The 12,083-nt window shown below is 67.8% G+C and carries 17 protein-coding genes and 1 pseudogene; 8 read left to right on the top strand and 10 right to left on the bottom strand.

The window, feature by feature from the left end; genetic code table 11:
- Both GH815_RS17970 and GH815_RS17975 read right to left on the bottom strand, forming a co-directional pair.
- Positions 1-182, bottom strand: a 182-nt coding sequence (locus tag GH815_RS17970; protein ID WP_153750116.1) for a hypothetical protein, incomplete at its 3' end; no start/stop codon positions are given.
- 314 nt (positions 183-496) lie between these two features.
- Positions 497-1,558, bottom strand: coding sequence for a Fic family protein (locus GH815_RS17975; RefSeq protein ID WP_246176526.1), 1,062 nt, complete (start codon positions 1,556-1,558; stop codon positions 497-499).
- A 276-nt stretch (positions 1,559-1,834) separates the two neighbouring features.
- Here GH815_RS17975 and GH815_RS17980 point away from each other — a divergent pair, with 276 nt between their 5' ends.
- Entirely contained in the window at positions 1,835-2,008 is a 174-nt protein-coding gene (locus GH815_RS17980) for a hypothetical protein (protein WP_153750118.1), read from the top strand.
- Between the two features lie 138 nt (positions 2,009-2,146).
- Positions 2,147-2,428, top strand: coding sequence for a transposase (locus GH815_RS17985; protein ID WP_153750119.1), 282 nt, complete (start codon positions 2,147-2,149; stop codon positions 2,426-2,428).
- A 138-nt stretch (positions 2,429-2,566) separates the two neighbouring features.
- Here the strand turns inward: GH815_RS17985 and cas3 are convergent, their stop codons facing one another.
- Positions 2,567-4,603, bottom strand: coding sequence for a CRISPR-associated helicase Cas3' (gene cas3, locus GH815_RS17990; RefSeq protein ID WP_153750120.1), 2,037 nt, complete (start codon positions 4,601-4,603; stop codon positions 2,567-2,569).
- A 45-nt stretch (positions 4,604-4,648) separates the two neighbouring features.
- Positions 4,649-5,065, bottom strand: a complete 417-nt coding sequence (locus GH815_RS17995; RefSeq protein WP_170290390.1) for a CRISPR-associated endonuclease Cas3'' — start codon at positions 5,063-5,065, stop codon at positions 4,649-4,651.
- A gap of 191 nt (positions 5,066-5,256) precedes the next feature.
- Here GH815_RS17995 and GH815_RS18000 point away from each other — a divergent pair, with 191 nt between their 5' ends.
- Complete coding sequence (locus tag GH815_RS18000; RefSeq protein WP_153750121.1) at positions 5,257-6,255, top strand: helix-turn-helix transcriptional regulator; 999 nt, start codon at positions 5,257-5,259, stop codon at positions 6,253-6,255.
- Positions 6,256-6,667: 412 nt separating this feature from the next.
- On the opposite strand, the gene GH815_RS18005 is transcribed toward GH815_RS18000, so the two are convergent.
- From GH815_RS18005 to GH815_RS18025, 5 genes are all read right to left on the bottom strand, one after another.
- Entirely contained in the window at positions 6,668-7,042 is a 375-nt protein-coding gene (locus GH815_RS18005; protein ID WP_246176527.1) for a helix-turn-helix domain-containing protein, read from the bottom strand.
- 439 nt (positions 7,043-7,481) lie between these two features.
- Entirely contained in the window at positions 7,482-7,778 is a 297-nt protein-coding gene (locus tag GH815_RS18010) for a hypothetical protein (RefSeq protein ID WP_170290391.1), read from the bottom strand.
- A complete protein-coding gene (locus GH815_RS18015) occupies positions 7,778-8,809 on the bottom strand; it encodes a relaxase/mobilization nuclease domain-containing protein (RefSeq protein WP_153750123.1) in 1,032 nt (343 codons plus the stop codon). The genes GH815_RS18010 and GH815_RS18015 overlap by 1 nt, the downstream gene beginning before the upstream one ends.
- Complete coding sequence (locus GH815_RS18020) at positions 8,802-9,089, bottom strand: MobC domain-containing protein (protein ID WP_153750124.1); 288 nt, start codon at positions 9,087-9,089, stop codon at positions 8,802-8,804. The genes GH815_RS18015 and GH815_RS18020 overlap by 8 nt, the downstream gene beginning before the upstream one ends.
- Before the next feature lie 35 nt (positions 9,090-9,124).
- Positions 9,125-9,343, bottom strand: coding sequence for a hypothetical protein (locus tag GH815_RS18025; RefSeq protein WP_153750125.1), 219 nt, complete (start codon positions 9,341-9,343; stop codon positions 9,125-9,127).
- A 388-nt stretch (positions 9,344-9,731) separates the two neighbouring features.
- Between GH815_RS18025 and GH815_RS18030 the strand changes: the two genes are divergently transcribed.
- The 5 genes from GH815_RS18030 to GH815_RS18050 all read left to right on the top strand — a co-directional run bounded on the left by GH815_RS18030 (position 9,732) and on the right by GH815_RS18050 (position 11,756).
- Positions 9,732-10,004, top strand: coding sequence for a P-loop NTPase family protein (locus GH815_RS18030; protein ID WP_153750126.1), 273 nt, complete (start codon positions 9,732-9,734; stop codon positions 10,002-10,004).
- A gap of 167 nt (positions 10,005-10,171) precedes the next feature.
- Complete coding sequence (locus tag GH815_RS18035) at positions 10,172-10,411, top strand: ribbon-helix-helix domain-containing protein (protein ID WP_153750127.1); 240 nt, start codon at positions 10,172-10,174, stop codon at positions 10,409-10,411.
- Positions 10,412-10,417: 6 nt separating this feature from the next.
- Complete coding sequence (locus GH815_RS18040) at positions 10,418-10,705, top strand: type II toxin-antitoxin system RelE/ParE family toxin (RefSeq protein WP_153750128.1); 288 nt, start codon at positions 10,418-10,420, stop codon at positions 10,703-10,705.
- Positions 10,706-11,200: 495 nt separating this feature from the next.
- Complete coding sequence (locus GH815_RS18045; protein WP_153750129.1) at positions 11,201-11,392, top strand: hypothetical protein; 192 nt, start codon at positions 11,201-11,203, stop codon at positions 11,390-11,392.
- Entirely contained in the window at positions 11,382-11,756 is a 375-nt protein-coding gene (locus tag GH815_RS18050) for a hypothetical protein (protein ID WP_153750130.1), read from the top strand. The genes GH815_RS18045 and GH815_RS18050 overlap by 11 nt, the downstream gene beginning before the upstream one ends.
- Before the next feature lie 46 nt (positions 11,757-11,802).
- Here GH815_RS18050 and GH815_RS18055 read toward each other — a convergent pair.
- A pseudogene (locus GH815_RS18055) lies at positions 11,803-12,042 on the bottom strand (hypothetical protein); the annotation flags it as partial.
- Positions 12,043-12,083: the final 41 nt, after the last annotated feature.

Genomic DNA, 12,083 nt, shown 5'->3' on the forward strand with positions numbered 1-12,083 from the left:
TCGCGCCGCACGAAATCGGTCAGGTCCAGCGCCGCCGCCTCGCGCGCCAGCGTCTCGCCCGCCCCCAGCGCCTCGGCGGATATCTTGCCCGAAAACACAACGCGCCGCCCGGAACCATCATCCTCTGGCGAGGCTTCTCCCGCCTCGCCGACCTCGTCATCGGTTTCGAGGCTGCAGCCCAACCAGAGCAGAACACTTGTGGGTAAATGAAAGGCAGGGGGGCCGCTTACCAACATCCGCAAGATCCTCGCCCATCTGAGGGCTCTTCTTGCCGCCACCATCACCCTCGTCCTGGCGATGATCCGGCAGGAGAGGTGTCAGCGATACAGCCTCGCAGCCGCCTGACCGCGTTGTTCAGGATGAGCTACTGAGCACGCCAATTGCGGCCCACTTCTGTTTGAGCTCCGCCTTCCTCAAGCCATGTCTTGAATTCATGTTCTTTCGTCATTCACAGATCGCGACTTCCCAGGTTTATGAACGGCAAAAGGGGACCGCATCACCGCAAGGGCTCGGTTCCCCGGCTGAGTATGCTCAAGTAGTCGCTGTAGACATACATCCGGCCACGCTGCTTGCCCGTCACCTCCCGCACGACGCCGAGATCCTCCAGATGCTGGATCGATTTCGCAATTGTCGGGGGCGAGATGCTCAGCCGCTGCGCCGCTGCGGGAATGCCGATGATCGGCTTCTGCTGAAGCAGTTGGTGGACCCGGAGGGCAGATGCGGCCGGGCGCCCGAGATCCTCGATCCGATGCCGATCGGCTTCGAACAGCGCGAGGATCTCGCGCGCCGCCTCAGATGCCTGCAGAGACGTCTCGGCGATGCCGTCGAGGAAGAACTCCAGCCACGTCTCCCAGTCGCCATTCTCGCGGACCTGCTGCAGAAGGTCATAGTACTGGCGGCGATGCGTCTTGAAGTAGAGGCTGAGATAAAGGATCGGCTCCTTGAGGATGCCCTGCGTGCAGAGCAGGAAGGTGATCAGCAGGCGGCCGAGACGGCCGTTCCCATCGAGAAACGGATGAATGGTCTCGAACTGCACATGGACCAGCCCGGCCTTGATGAGGGTCGGCATCTCCGGCGTGTCTGAATGGATAAACGCCTCAAGGTCCGACATGAGGTCGAGGACGTGCTCGGGCGGTGGCGGGACAAAGAGTGCATTGCCCGGTCGTGTTCCGCCGATCCAGTTCTGCGAACGTCGGAACTCTCCCGGCTGCTTCGTGCTTCCGCGCCCCTTCTCAAGAAGGATTGCGTGGATCTCCCGGATCAGGCGCAGGGAAAGCGGAAAGCCCTCGCGGATCCTGTCGAGGCCATGGTTCATGGCGGCGACGTAGTTGGACACTTCCTGCACGTCGTCGAGCGGGACGCCCGGCGCTTCCTCGCTCTCGAAGAGCAGCAGGTCGGAGAGCGACGACTGCGTGCCCTCGATCTGCGAGGACAGCAGCGCCTCTTTGCGGACGTACATGTAGAGGAAGAGCGGGGTATCGGGCAGGATGGAGGTCACGCCATCGAGCCGGCCGATCGCGCGGTTCGCCCGCTCGAGTTGACGGTAGAGCCGGTCCATCTTCACTGGCGGGGCTGGCGGCAACGGGGGAGGCACGAATGCCTCCGCGCGTTCGCCCGCGGTCGAGATGGCGACGCGCTGACCCAACCGTGATGCCTCCGGTGCTAACGCCATGGTTGAAAAAGGATCCTTTCCTTGGCAGGCTGCCTGAGAAAGGATATCGCGTATTCCTTTCTTTGTCGTGGTTCTAACGGAAGGTTCCTTTTCTTGTCGAGTGCTCATTCCCCCTGTCCGCGCCAGATCCGGTCCGGGCGCACCCTCTGAACCGGTGGCGCAATGGGACGTCAGCGCCTCGGCAAACTCCCCACCCACCGATACCTGCCGGACATCGTCAGGTATCTGGTGACCGGCGGCACGCCCACCGCGCACTTGGTGGACCAGATCACCGAAGTGGGGCGGGATGCGCTGGAGCGTGCCCTGAAGGACCCTGTCTTCATGGAAACGTTGTGAACGTCGGCGCAGAGCATCTGTTCGTCGCGCTGAGGAGCCGCAAGTTGCGTATGCGGCGGTTCGGGCCCATTGATTTTGCTTGTTCCTGACGCGTGACGCGCCCGCGAGAAGGTCTGCGCGAGCGGATGGAGGTCTTGCATGGCGGCTGGTGATGAAGGGTTCATGGGGCGGTGCGAGGTTGTCGAGCCGCGGCGGCGTGGCAAGCGGCATTGGGCTGATGAGGTCAAGGCGCGGATCGTCGCCGAAAGCCTTCAGCCGGGCGCGCGGGTCGTCGATGTGGCGGCACGCCATGACATCCTGCCCCATCATCTGTCGGATTGGCGTCGCCATGCCCGGCAGAGTCGGCTGGCTCTGCCGGGTGACCTGATGGACGCGCTGACCACATCGCCAAGCTCGACGGTGGCGGAACAGCGCCATTGAGGGCCGTGCTGTCCTGTGTCAAACGGTTCATCCCCGCGTGGGCGGGGAACATCGCAGCCAGGCGCGATCCTTATAGATTGCGTCCGGAGTCAATGGTTCTTGTTCTGCACGTAGACGCCACACAAGGGTCATCCCCGGTTAAGCCGAGGGCATAAATATTAGACCGCATTCAGTATCATAGCGCAACCCCGCACAGATCGTTCCGTCCCCGGCGACCGGGCACAGCCGGTACTCGGCGCGCTTCCAGTCGGGCCAGTCGCGGGTGACGGCTGCGATGGCGGGCGCGGACTGGTCCGGCAGCGGCAGCGCGTCCAGCCGTTTCAGGCGGGCCGAGACCTCGGACAGCGCCCAGGCATCCGGCCCCGCCCCGTCCGCCCAGGGCCGCAGCCCGCCGGCCTCGTGCCGGGCCAGCACCAGCACGCGCTGCGGCTCGCCCAGCCGGGTCGGATAGAGGGCGTCGTCATTGGCCTGTCCGCCCGCCCGATAGCCCGCGGCCAGATCGACGATGTTGTGCGCCGCGTGGCCGCGGGCCGCGGCGCCCTGGCCTTCGGCGGCGATCTCGGCCGCCAGCAGCGGCTCGGGGACCGGCCCCGCCGCGTCGCCATGCACCGCCTCGATCAGGGTGCGCAGGCCCGATGGCGCCTCGATCCGGCCCGCCCGGAACAGCACATCCGCCGTGCGCCACTGATCGGCCACCGGATAGACCCAGGCGCCGCGCTCAAGCGTGCCGTGCAGCCAATGCGCGTCCGCCACCTTTGCGGGGTCGGGCGAAAGCACATGCAGCACCGGCGCCGGAACCGGGCGCATCGCAGGGGGGCGCAGATCCATGTGCCGCCACAACCGCCCGGCGCGCTGGATCAACGCCGCCATCGGCGCCAGATCGGACAGCATCACGTCGAAATCCAGATCGAGCGAGGATTCCAGAACCTGCGTGCCGACCAGAACGAAGCCTGCGCGCCCCGTTCCCGCCTTGCCCGCGCGCGCAAGAACCTCTGCCTCGATCCGCTTGCGGTCGCACAGGGCAAGGCGCGCATGCAGCAGACGCGCCGCGATGCCGCGCTCGCGCAGCAGCCCGACCGCGGCAATGGCATCGTCCACGGCGTTGCGCACCCAGACGCAGGCCGCCCCCTTGCCCGCCGCATCGGCCAGCAGATCGGCGGCCGCCTCCGGTTCCGCCAGCCGCCGGACAGCGACCGCACCGCGCCGAGGCTCTCTCCATTGTTCCGGTTCAATCACGGAGGCTGCGCCCGCAACGGTCAGGGCCGGATAGGCCGGGCTGTCCGATGCCCCGCCATAGACCTCCAGCAGCCGCGCGCGCTGCGCCATGGGCAGCGTCGCCGTCAGCAGGATGGCCGAGCCCCCGGCCGCGCGATGCATGCGCAGCAGCGCCTGAAGCTCGGCGCCGATATAGGGCTCGCCCAGTTCGTGGACCTCGTCCACGATCAGGATCTTGGACGACAGCCCGAAATGGCGCAGCGCCTGGAATTTCACCGGCAGCACCGACAGCAGCGCCTGGTCGATGGTGCCCACGCCGATATCGGCCAGCAGGGCGCGGCGGCGGCTTTCGGCCAGCCAGTCCGAACAGGTCGCGTCCTCTTCGCCGCGCGGCCCGCCGGTCAGCAGATCGCGGAACGCGACCGACAGCCCGGCCCGGCCATGCGCCAGCGTCAGGGTGGTCTGGCGGTCGAACAGCCTGCCGACGGTTGCGGCGGCGCGGTGGAACATCGCGTCCGCCGTGGCCATCGTGGGCAGCGCGAAGAACAGCCCGCGGCCCTTGCCCGCCAGCAGCATGCGCTGCGCCAGGATCAGCGCCGCCTCGGTCTTGCCCGCGCCGGTCTCGTCCTCGATGACGGCCAGCATCGGGCCATCGGTCAGGGGCACCCCGGCACATGCCGCCTGCATCGGGCGCAGGGCAAAGTCGAACAGCGGCACATCCCGCGCCGTGCCGGATGCAAGCCCCGCCGCGGCCACCGCAGCGCGGGCCGCCTCGCGCGCCCCGGCCCGGTAATCCGGCAGGTCGGGGCACGCGGCCGGTGGCCTGAACAGGTCGGTATTCGACCCGATCCAGTCCGCAGCCGTGCAGAACCCCGGCACCCACCAGGACAAGGCAACCGCCCCCTCATCGGACAGCCCGTGCAGCGAGGCATCCGGCCACATCGCACAGAACGCCGCCACGGTCCTGCGGGCATCCTCCAGCCCCGCGCCGACCGCCGCCAGCCCCTAGCGGTAATCGCGCGGCCGCCGCCCGGCATTGGCAAGCCCGCCCAGGGCGCGCTTTGGCGGCCGCCCGTGATGCCCGGCAACGGCGGCATACAATGTCTGCCGGTGCCAGGGATCGCCCCCGAGCCGTGCCGCCAGAAGCGGGTCCAGCTCGAACAGCAATATCTCGGTCAGTTCCCAGTGCCGCAGCGTCTGCGGCACCTCCTCGCGCAGCATCCGCCGGAAGCTTTCGCTGATCTTGCCCAGATCATGCAGCGCGACCAGAAGCACCAGCGCCTGCTGCAACGGCCGGTCGAACCCGAAGGGCGCGATCAGGCATTCGGCGACCGCGGCCACATCCAGCATGTGATGGACCGCCGGATGTTCGTCCTGCCCCGGCGCTGCGGCGCTTTTTCCCGGCCAGTCAAGAATGCCCATCCCGTTCCCCCGTTCCAACGACCCATACCCGCCCGGCCATCCGGCAACCGGCATCGGGTGCGACCTGCCGACATCCCTCATCGTCATGGAACACGTTACTTGACTACAATACCGCGAGGGAGGAATCGCATCGACAGGCCGCAGCAACAGGACTACCGTCATCCGGTGTCAGTTCCTGTCATGGTGTGCGCATGTCATTTGCCAAGGCCACCGATCTGCTGCGTCTCGCGGAACTTGCCGCCGCGCGCCACATGGGCGTCGCGCTGCACGAGATCGAGGAAGAGTTCGGTGTGGACCGCCGCACCGCCCAGCGCATGACCCGGGCGCTGGAGGACTGCTTTCCCAATGTCGCCACCCAGACCGACGAGCAGCGCCGCAAGTTCTGGACGCTGCGCGGCCAGGATGCCCGGCTGATGCTGTCGCGCGGGATCCGCGACAGCGAACTGGCGGCCATCGAGATGGCGATCCGCCGGGCCGAGCGCGAGGGTGCGGCCAACGAGGTCAAGGCGCTGGCCTCGCTGCGCGACCGGCTTCTGGCCTGCATGCCCGGCCCGCATGCCCGCCGCGCCGAAGCCGATGCCGAGGCGGTGCTGGAAGCCAATGGCTTCGCCTCGCGCCCGGGGCCGCAGGTGCGCAGCGATCCGCATATCCTGGCCACCATCGCCGAGGCGCTGAAGATACCAGGCGTGCTGTGCATCGCCTATGCGGGCGAGCGCGACAACGCCCCGCGCGAACGGCTTGTCGAACCCTACGGGCTGCTGCTCGGCACCCGCCGCTATCTGGTCGCGCGGGAACAGGACGGCGACGGGCGGTTCCGGCATTTCCGGCTGGACCGGGTGCGCGCTGCCCGGCTGGAGGCCCGCTCGTTCACCCGCGACCCGGAATTCAATCTGGACGACCACGCTGCCCGCGCCTTCGGATCATACCATGCCGAGCCGGAATATGGCGAAACCGTCTGGCGCTTTGCGCCATCGGCGGCGGCGGTCGCGCGGGAATTCGTCTTTCACCCCCGCCAGGAAATGACAGAGGAACCGGACGGCGCGCTGATCGTCCGGTTCCACGCCTCGGGCTGGCTGGAAATGGCCTGGCATCTCTATCAATGGGGCGACCGGGTCGAGGTTCTTGCGCCCGAGGGGCTGAGGGCGCTTGTCGCGGGCCATCTCAGATCCGATTTCGCCGCGCTGCCCTGACCCGGGCGAAGGGTCTGGTTCAAGCTTGCGGGAAACGCAGTCGTTGGCCGGTCTTCGGCGGAAACTATCACGCGCCCTGCGAACGCGCCTACAGGCGCATGATCCCCGTCCGAAACCGTCACGAATGGCTCCGGCTGGAGATCGCGTCGAGCCGCATCGGCTTTCGCTTCGACGGAGGGCATCGCACCAGACCGGATCATGAAGACCTGAGAGTGCATCTGGTCCGCAGCGTCCGCAGCGGCGGCAAACAACAGCGCCTGCGCGGACTCGTCTTCGATGGCGTCTCGGCGGTTCCGGTGGAGCGAGATGATCCTCGACCAGACGAACCTTGCCTGGCGAAACCTTATCCCGCTCGCACGGCTGCTGCAGCGCGGTCGCTATCAGGCGACGAGCATGGGGGAGGGTTCGATGATCAGGCGCGGGCGTCGGGCTCACGCTGCTCCCTGGCCGAACGGCGGCGACGACGAGACTCTCCCGTATCTCCGAGCCCTTCGAGGGCGACAGGCGCCTTGCCGGGGAATTCGACCATCAGCTTGATGTCGCCGCCCATGGCCCGAACGTAACTCGTGAGCGTCGACAACAGAAGATCGCTCTGCCGCTCGTACTTCGCCACCGTCGCCTGCTGGATGCCCAGCGTCTCGGCGAGCTGGACCTGCGTCATCTCCCTGGCTTTCCGCAACTCCTGCAGGGTCAGGTATTCGCTGTGCAACCGATCCGCCTCGGCTTCCACGCGCGCGCGCCGGGCAGGTTCGAGATCGGCAATCCTGTCCCGAAGAGTCCGTGCCATGGTCGTCATCCTTTTCGTCTCTCGAGATGGCGGTCGAACCGTTCGTCGGCCCGGGCGATCAGCTGCCTGTAGAACCGCTTCTCGCTGCCCCCTGACTTGTCCCCGCCGACAAGCAGGATCGCCGGTCAGCGTGTCGGCATGCGGGCGACCGAGCGATGGGTCCTCGCGTTCAAGAAGCAATGCGCGCGCGAGGATTGCGTCCTGCACCTCCTGCGGGAGTTCGTCGAACTCCGGCTCGAACTCCTCTGCGAACGAAACGGTCCACGGCATCAGGCCCTCGTCACCTGGAAACCATATAGCCTGGAAGCACTATTTTTGCAACAATGACTCTCAGTGCGGTCATCCATGCCGCGCAGCCGCAGATCGTGCCGATCCTTCGGGGAGCGTGCGCTGCGCGGCCGGGGCGATGGGTCCCCCGCATTGCAGGCGCGCGGCCCCCTCAAAGCTCCCGCTCCTCGCCCCGCTCGCGGTCGCGCATCTTCCGCTCGGCCTTCTCGACGTCGCGGAGCGAGAGGCCGAGGCTCTCGTGTTCCTTTGCCGCGGCGATGACGGCCCGGGCGATGGCCTGCCGCTTGTCGGCATCCGGGAAATCGCCGGCGAGCCTGTCGTCCCGACCCTCGGCGAGATCCCGGATGATGGTCTCGCCATAGCGGGTGCGCAGATCGCGGGCGAAGCGACCGGCATGCTCCTCGCGCTCGAACGCGACCGTGCCGTGGCGGGCATGGATCGCGGCCATCAAGGACAGGGTGCGCACCAGCCGGTCGCTCTCGGGGGCAGGGTCATGTCGCTCTCTCCGGAAAGGGGAAGTCGGGAAAAGGGATGCAGGATACCGCCCGCGCGCAGCGTGTCGACCGCAGCCTCGATGCGGGCCTGCAGCGCCCGCTCGCCGGTCAGGGCCGCCAGCCGGGCGAGAAAGCGCAGCGTCTCGCCGCTCTGCGCGACCTCGGCCAGCGCGGCCTCCAGCGCCGGGCCCTCGCGCCGCTTCTCGACCGGCGCACGGCCCTCTGCCCGCGCCCGCTCGATCTCGGCACGCGAGGGGCCATAGGTCAGGATGCCCCGGTCGAGCCGCGAGGACGCATCGAGAAACACCCCCTGCTCGGCCGCGATCGCCACCATGCGCTGCTTCATCATCTGGAAGTTGAAGACGTGGTCCCGGGCCATGAAGAACCACGCCCCGCTCATCAGCCCGCGGTTGTTGAGCACGATATGGACATGCGGATGCGCCCGGTCGGTGTGGAGCGCGGCCACATAGGCCCATTCCTCGTCCTGGTGGTCGCCGGACTGGAACATCTCGAAGGCCCAGAGCTCGGCGATGGTCCGCGCCGTGTCGGGGCGCACATCGGCCGGGAAGGACATCAGCAGATGCGTGGTATGGCCGTTCTTCGCGGCCCCGGCCCAGCCGTCGGACCAGTCGGCGATCAGGGCCTTGCGTTCATCGGGCGAGAGCGAGCGCGCCTCGGGATCATGCTCGACCATGTTGCCGAAGATCCCCTCCGACTTCGAGAAGAGATAGTCGACCTGCCGGCCCAGCTCCCTCGCGGTATGGGCCCCGCCCCGGGCGATCTTCTTCAGCACCGCCGCGCGCGACCCCTGCGCCACCCGCCAGAGCTCATGCGCCCGGGCCGCCGCCGCCTGCGGGCTCAGCCCGCGCGCGACCTTCCGTCCGCGCCGGCCGGGTACCGCGCCGCCGCGCAGCCGCCCGGCCTCGGGCTTCGCGATCTCGAGCTCCTCGAGCACCGTCCCGGCGACACCGCGCCGCTCAGCCATCTGCCCCCTCCGTCCCGGTCGCCGCCACCTGCGTGCGGAACAGCTCGACGCCGCGCCGCCGCCGTTCGTGGATGATCTGCAAGAGCAGCATGCACACCCTCGGCAGCGCCCGGCGCAGCTCGGTCAGCGCCTCCCAATGCCCACGGACCAGGTCGACCCGGCCGCGGTTTGCCGCATGGGCCACCTGGTTCACGTCCACCCCGATCCGGTGCAGCTCCCGGTGCAGGCCCTCCAGCGCGTCGCTGTCGGCCCGGCTGAACTCGAGAAACCCGCCGCTCATCCGGATGATCGATCTCAGCCCGTCGGAGCGCGAGGCTACCCCATCTGCGTGCAGAGCACGTCGAACACGCCGATCACCTCGGGCGAGAGCCGGCAGATCACCACCTGGCCCGCGGTCGTGGTCGCCGCATCGCGCCGGATGCGGCTGTCCCGCTTTCCCTTCCCCGCACCGGGCGCCTCGGCCAGGGCTGCGCCGCCTGCCTTCAGCGCCCGGAGGGCCTGCCCGCGCGTGGGCGGGCTCAGCCGGCGGGCCATGGGCAAGCTCCTCGGGGGCAAGGGAAAACCGCTCCGGCGCTCGGTGTAGACATGCTGCATTTCCTGCCAATCTTCTTCCCTTCTCCCTACGGTCCCATCACAACCGGCGCATGAGTCCCCCGGGGACATGCGACACCTCTGGCTCGGCCGCACCCAGGGCGGCGTCGGGGTCCGAAGGTCGGCCGGGCAGAGGGCGGATGCGGCCGAAGACCCGGAGCGGCCCGCCAGGATGGGACGCCCGAGGGCCAAGGCCCGTGGGCAGAGGGCGCATTCCGGAACGCCGAAGGGCGATGCGCGACATCCGAGGATCGTGCTCCGAGGGCCGAGCGCCGATCACGGAAGGCGACATTCCCATTGCCGATGATCGACGGCCGAAAGCAGATTTCCGATGATCGAGACCGGATTGCAGCTCCGCCTCTCCTGCCCTGTCTTCTCCGGAAAACGACAGCAGGGGGCAGCGCCGATGAAAGCGGTCACGATGAACGGAATCCGGGTGGTCCTGATGGCAAACCGCAAGGGTGGCTCGGGCAAGAGCACCGTCTGTCGGGCGCTCGCCTCGGCCGCCGCCGAGCGCGGCGAGACCGGGCGTGGCGATCGGTGCGCTTCCGCAGGCCCCGGGTTTCGAAAGATGACGCTGACAGCCACCGGCGATCCATGCTGATGAGAGCCGCGCCGCAGGCGCGGCTCAAGGGTGCCGATTGACGACGAAGGGCGCGGTCAGGGTGATGGTGTTGCCGGGCTGGACACAGTTCTTCATGGGTGGGATCCTTTTTGGGACTGTTGCAAGGGGTACGAATTTTTCCTACCTTTGCGGCAGGAGGATCGGACATGGCAGGCAAGATCAGCATTTCCATCACCGACGAGCACGCCGCACTCCTGCAGGAGGCGGTGGGCAGCGGCGCCTATGCCTCGTCGAGCGAAGTGGTCCGCGAGGCCCTGCGCGAGTGGCGGGCACGGCGCGTTGTCGGAGAACTCTGGGACGCAGGCCTTGCCAGCGGACGCGCCGAACCCGGCACGACCATGGCCGACATCAAGCGCGAGGCCCGCAGCCGCCGCAGCCTCTCCTGACCCTTCATGCCGCAAGTGTTCTTCACGCAGGCGGCCCGCGAAGATCTGATCGAAATCTGGCAACACATCGCCTGCAACGATCCGTCAGCAGCCGACCGCGTCCTCGACAGGCTGGACGAGGCAGCCGCCCACCTTGCCCGGAATCCTCAGATGGGTCCGGCCCGGGACGATATCCGCCCCGGGCTGCGCTATCTGGTGAGCGGTTTCTACCTGCTGCTCTATCGGATGGTCGGCGACGACATCGAGATCGTTCGCGCCGTGCACGGGCGGCGCGACCTCTACGGCCTGTTCTGACCGCGTTGCAACCCGCGGATTCTCATCTTGTTTGCCGCGCGGCATCCGCAGGCCCCGGCTTCGACAGATGACGCTGAGAGCCACCCGCAATCCATGCTGATGAGAGCCGCGCCGCAGGCGCGGCTCAACGGTGCCGATTGTCGGCGCGCGGCCTCGACGGGCTTGCCCGCTCGGCCCCTCCCCGTCGCCTTTTTCAATCCCTGATCCGCCTGCCATCCGGCGGGCGGGTCGAACAGGGGCTGTGGTGCCGCCCGCAGGGCGTCAGCCTCCGGCTGCGCAAATCGGTTCCTCCCACGGCGAAGCCGCGGGTGCCCTCCCATTTGCTCCGCCTTCGGCCCCCTGTCTCGTCCCGCCCGCCGGCCGCAGGGCGGGCTTCGCCCCTCCCTGCTCTGCCGTCCGGAAAGCACGGGGCTTTCCAGTCGACAGGACAGGAACGGCCTTCAGCCACGGGCGGATGGGCCGCTGGTGGCGGGACAACGTGCGAGGATGAAGACGATGCGGAAACGGAACGTGGGCATTCCGGTCGGGAAGGTGGTGTGGCGGACCCGGGAGGGCGAGGAAATCCTGGCGATTACCTATCGCTGGAGCCTGACCGGCAAGCAGGTGACGATCTGGTTCACCGACCAGGTCCCCGACGCGGCGGAGATCGCGATCGAGCCGATCACGGAGTTCGATCATGTTCGATGAGGCGCGGGACCGTCTTGCCGGTGCGGAGCGATTGATCGACGCCATAGAGGCCTGCGACCCGGACTATGCCGGGATCATCATGCTGCAGGCATTGGAGGCAATGTTCCACGGTGCGCCCTGCCCGCCGCTCGACGACCTGGACCGCGAAATGCGGTTCTGGGCGGGCATCACCTGCACGGCGGAACTTGTGGTGCTCGTTCGTGCGTGCGCCGGAGAGATCGGCGGGCGCATCGAGGATCGGGTCATCAGGATCGACCTGGCCGCAAGGCTCATGGCGGGGCTTTCGGATCGGAATTGGCGCGCCGCGTATCGCGCCGCCAGGTCAGGCCGATCGCCCGCCTTGGCAGACGAACCGGACCGGTAACCGCGTTGCCCGTCTTGCCGATGCGTTACCCTGTCGGCCCGGCTCATGCCCTCAGGGTGGACGGGACCTGGCCCGTGTCGCAGGTGGCGATGTGGATGTTGTTGGTCTGCAAGACACCGCCCCAAGGGCCCGGCATGTCGGACTTGTTTGACACGCCAGTGCGCAGACGCTTCAGCGTCGTGTCCTTGTTGCCGAAACCGGCGAGGCACTGGAACGGGAACTCCCGCCGGTCGAAGGGTTGCTCGGCCAGTTCGGAGATGGCCTGATCGATCTCGACAGCGTTCATGCGGCAGTCCAGGGATTGATCAGTTCGACCCCGCAGCCGTC

Origin of the sequence: Rhodovulum strictum (assembly GCF_009649175.1) — a bacterium.
GTDB lineage: Bacteria > Pseudomonadota > Alphaproteobacteria > Rhodobacterales > Rhodobacteraceae > Rhodovulum > Rhodovulum strictum.

Bases quoted from the DNA above. Each gene is read 5' to 3' on its own strand.
- GH815_RS17975 (WP_246176526.1), bottom strand. From the start codon at position 1,558: ATGGACCGGCTCTACCGTCAACTCGAGCGGGCGAACCGCGCGATCGGC.
- GH815_RS17980 (WP_153750118.1), top strand. From the start codon at position 1,835: ATGGGACGTCAGCGCCTCGGCAAACTCCCCACCCACCGATACCTGCCG.
- GH815_RS17985 (WP_153750119.1), top strand. From the start codon at position 2,147: ATGGCGGCTGGTGATGAAGGGTTCATGGGGCGGTGCGAGGTTGTCGAG.
- GH815_RS17995 (WP_170290390.1), bottom strand. From the start codon at position 5,065: ATGGGCATTCTTGACTGGCCGGGAAAAAGCGCCGCAGCGCCGGGGCAG.
- GH815_RS18000 (WP_153750121.1), top strand. From the start codon at position 5,257: ATGTCATTTGCCAAGGCCACCGATCTGCTGCGTCTCGCGGAACTTGCC.
- GH815_RS18005 (WP_246176527.1), bottom strand. From the start codon at position 7,042: ATGGCACGGACTCTTCGGGACAGGATTGCCGATCTCGAACCTGCCCGG.
- GH815_RS18010 (WP_170290391.1), bottom strand. From the start codon at position 7,778: ATGGCCGCGATCCATGCCCGCCACGGCACGGTCGCGTTCGAGCGCGAG.
- GH815_RS18015 (WP_153750123.1), bottom strand. From the start codon at position 8,809: ATGGCTGAGCGGCGCGGTGTCGCCGGGACGGTGCTCGAGGAGCTCGAG.
- GH815_RS18020 (WP_153750124.1), bottom strand. From the start codon at position 9,089: ATGAGCGGCGGGTTTCTCGAGTTCAGCCGGGCCGACAGCGACGCGCTG.
- GH815_RS18025 (WP_153750125.1), bottom strand. From the start codon at position 9,343: ATGGCCCGCCGGCTGAGCCCGCCCACGCGCGGGCAGGCCCTCCGGGCG.
- GH815_RS18030 (WP_153750126.1), top strand. From the start codon at position 9,732: ATGATCGAGACCGGATTGCAGCTCCGCCTCTCCTGCCCTGTCTTCTCC.
- GH815_RS18035 (WP_153750127.1), top strand. From the start codon at position 10,172: ATGGCAGGCAAGATCAGCATTTCCATCACCGACGAGCACGCCGCACTC.
- GH815_RS18040 (WP_153750128.1), top strand. From the start codon at position 10,418: ATGCCGCAAGTGTTCTTCACGCAGGCGGCCCGCGAAGATCTGATCGAA.
- GH815_RS18045 (WP_153750129.1), top strand. From the start codon at position 11,201: ATGCGGAAACGGAACGTGGGCATTCCGGTCGGGAAGGTGGTGTGGCGG.
- GH815_RS18050 (WP_153750130.1), top strand. From the start codon at position 11,382: ATGTTCGATGAGGCGCGGGACCGTCTTGCCGGTGCGGAGCGATTGATC.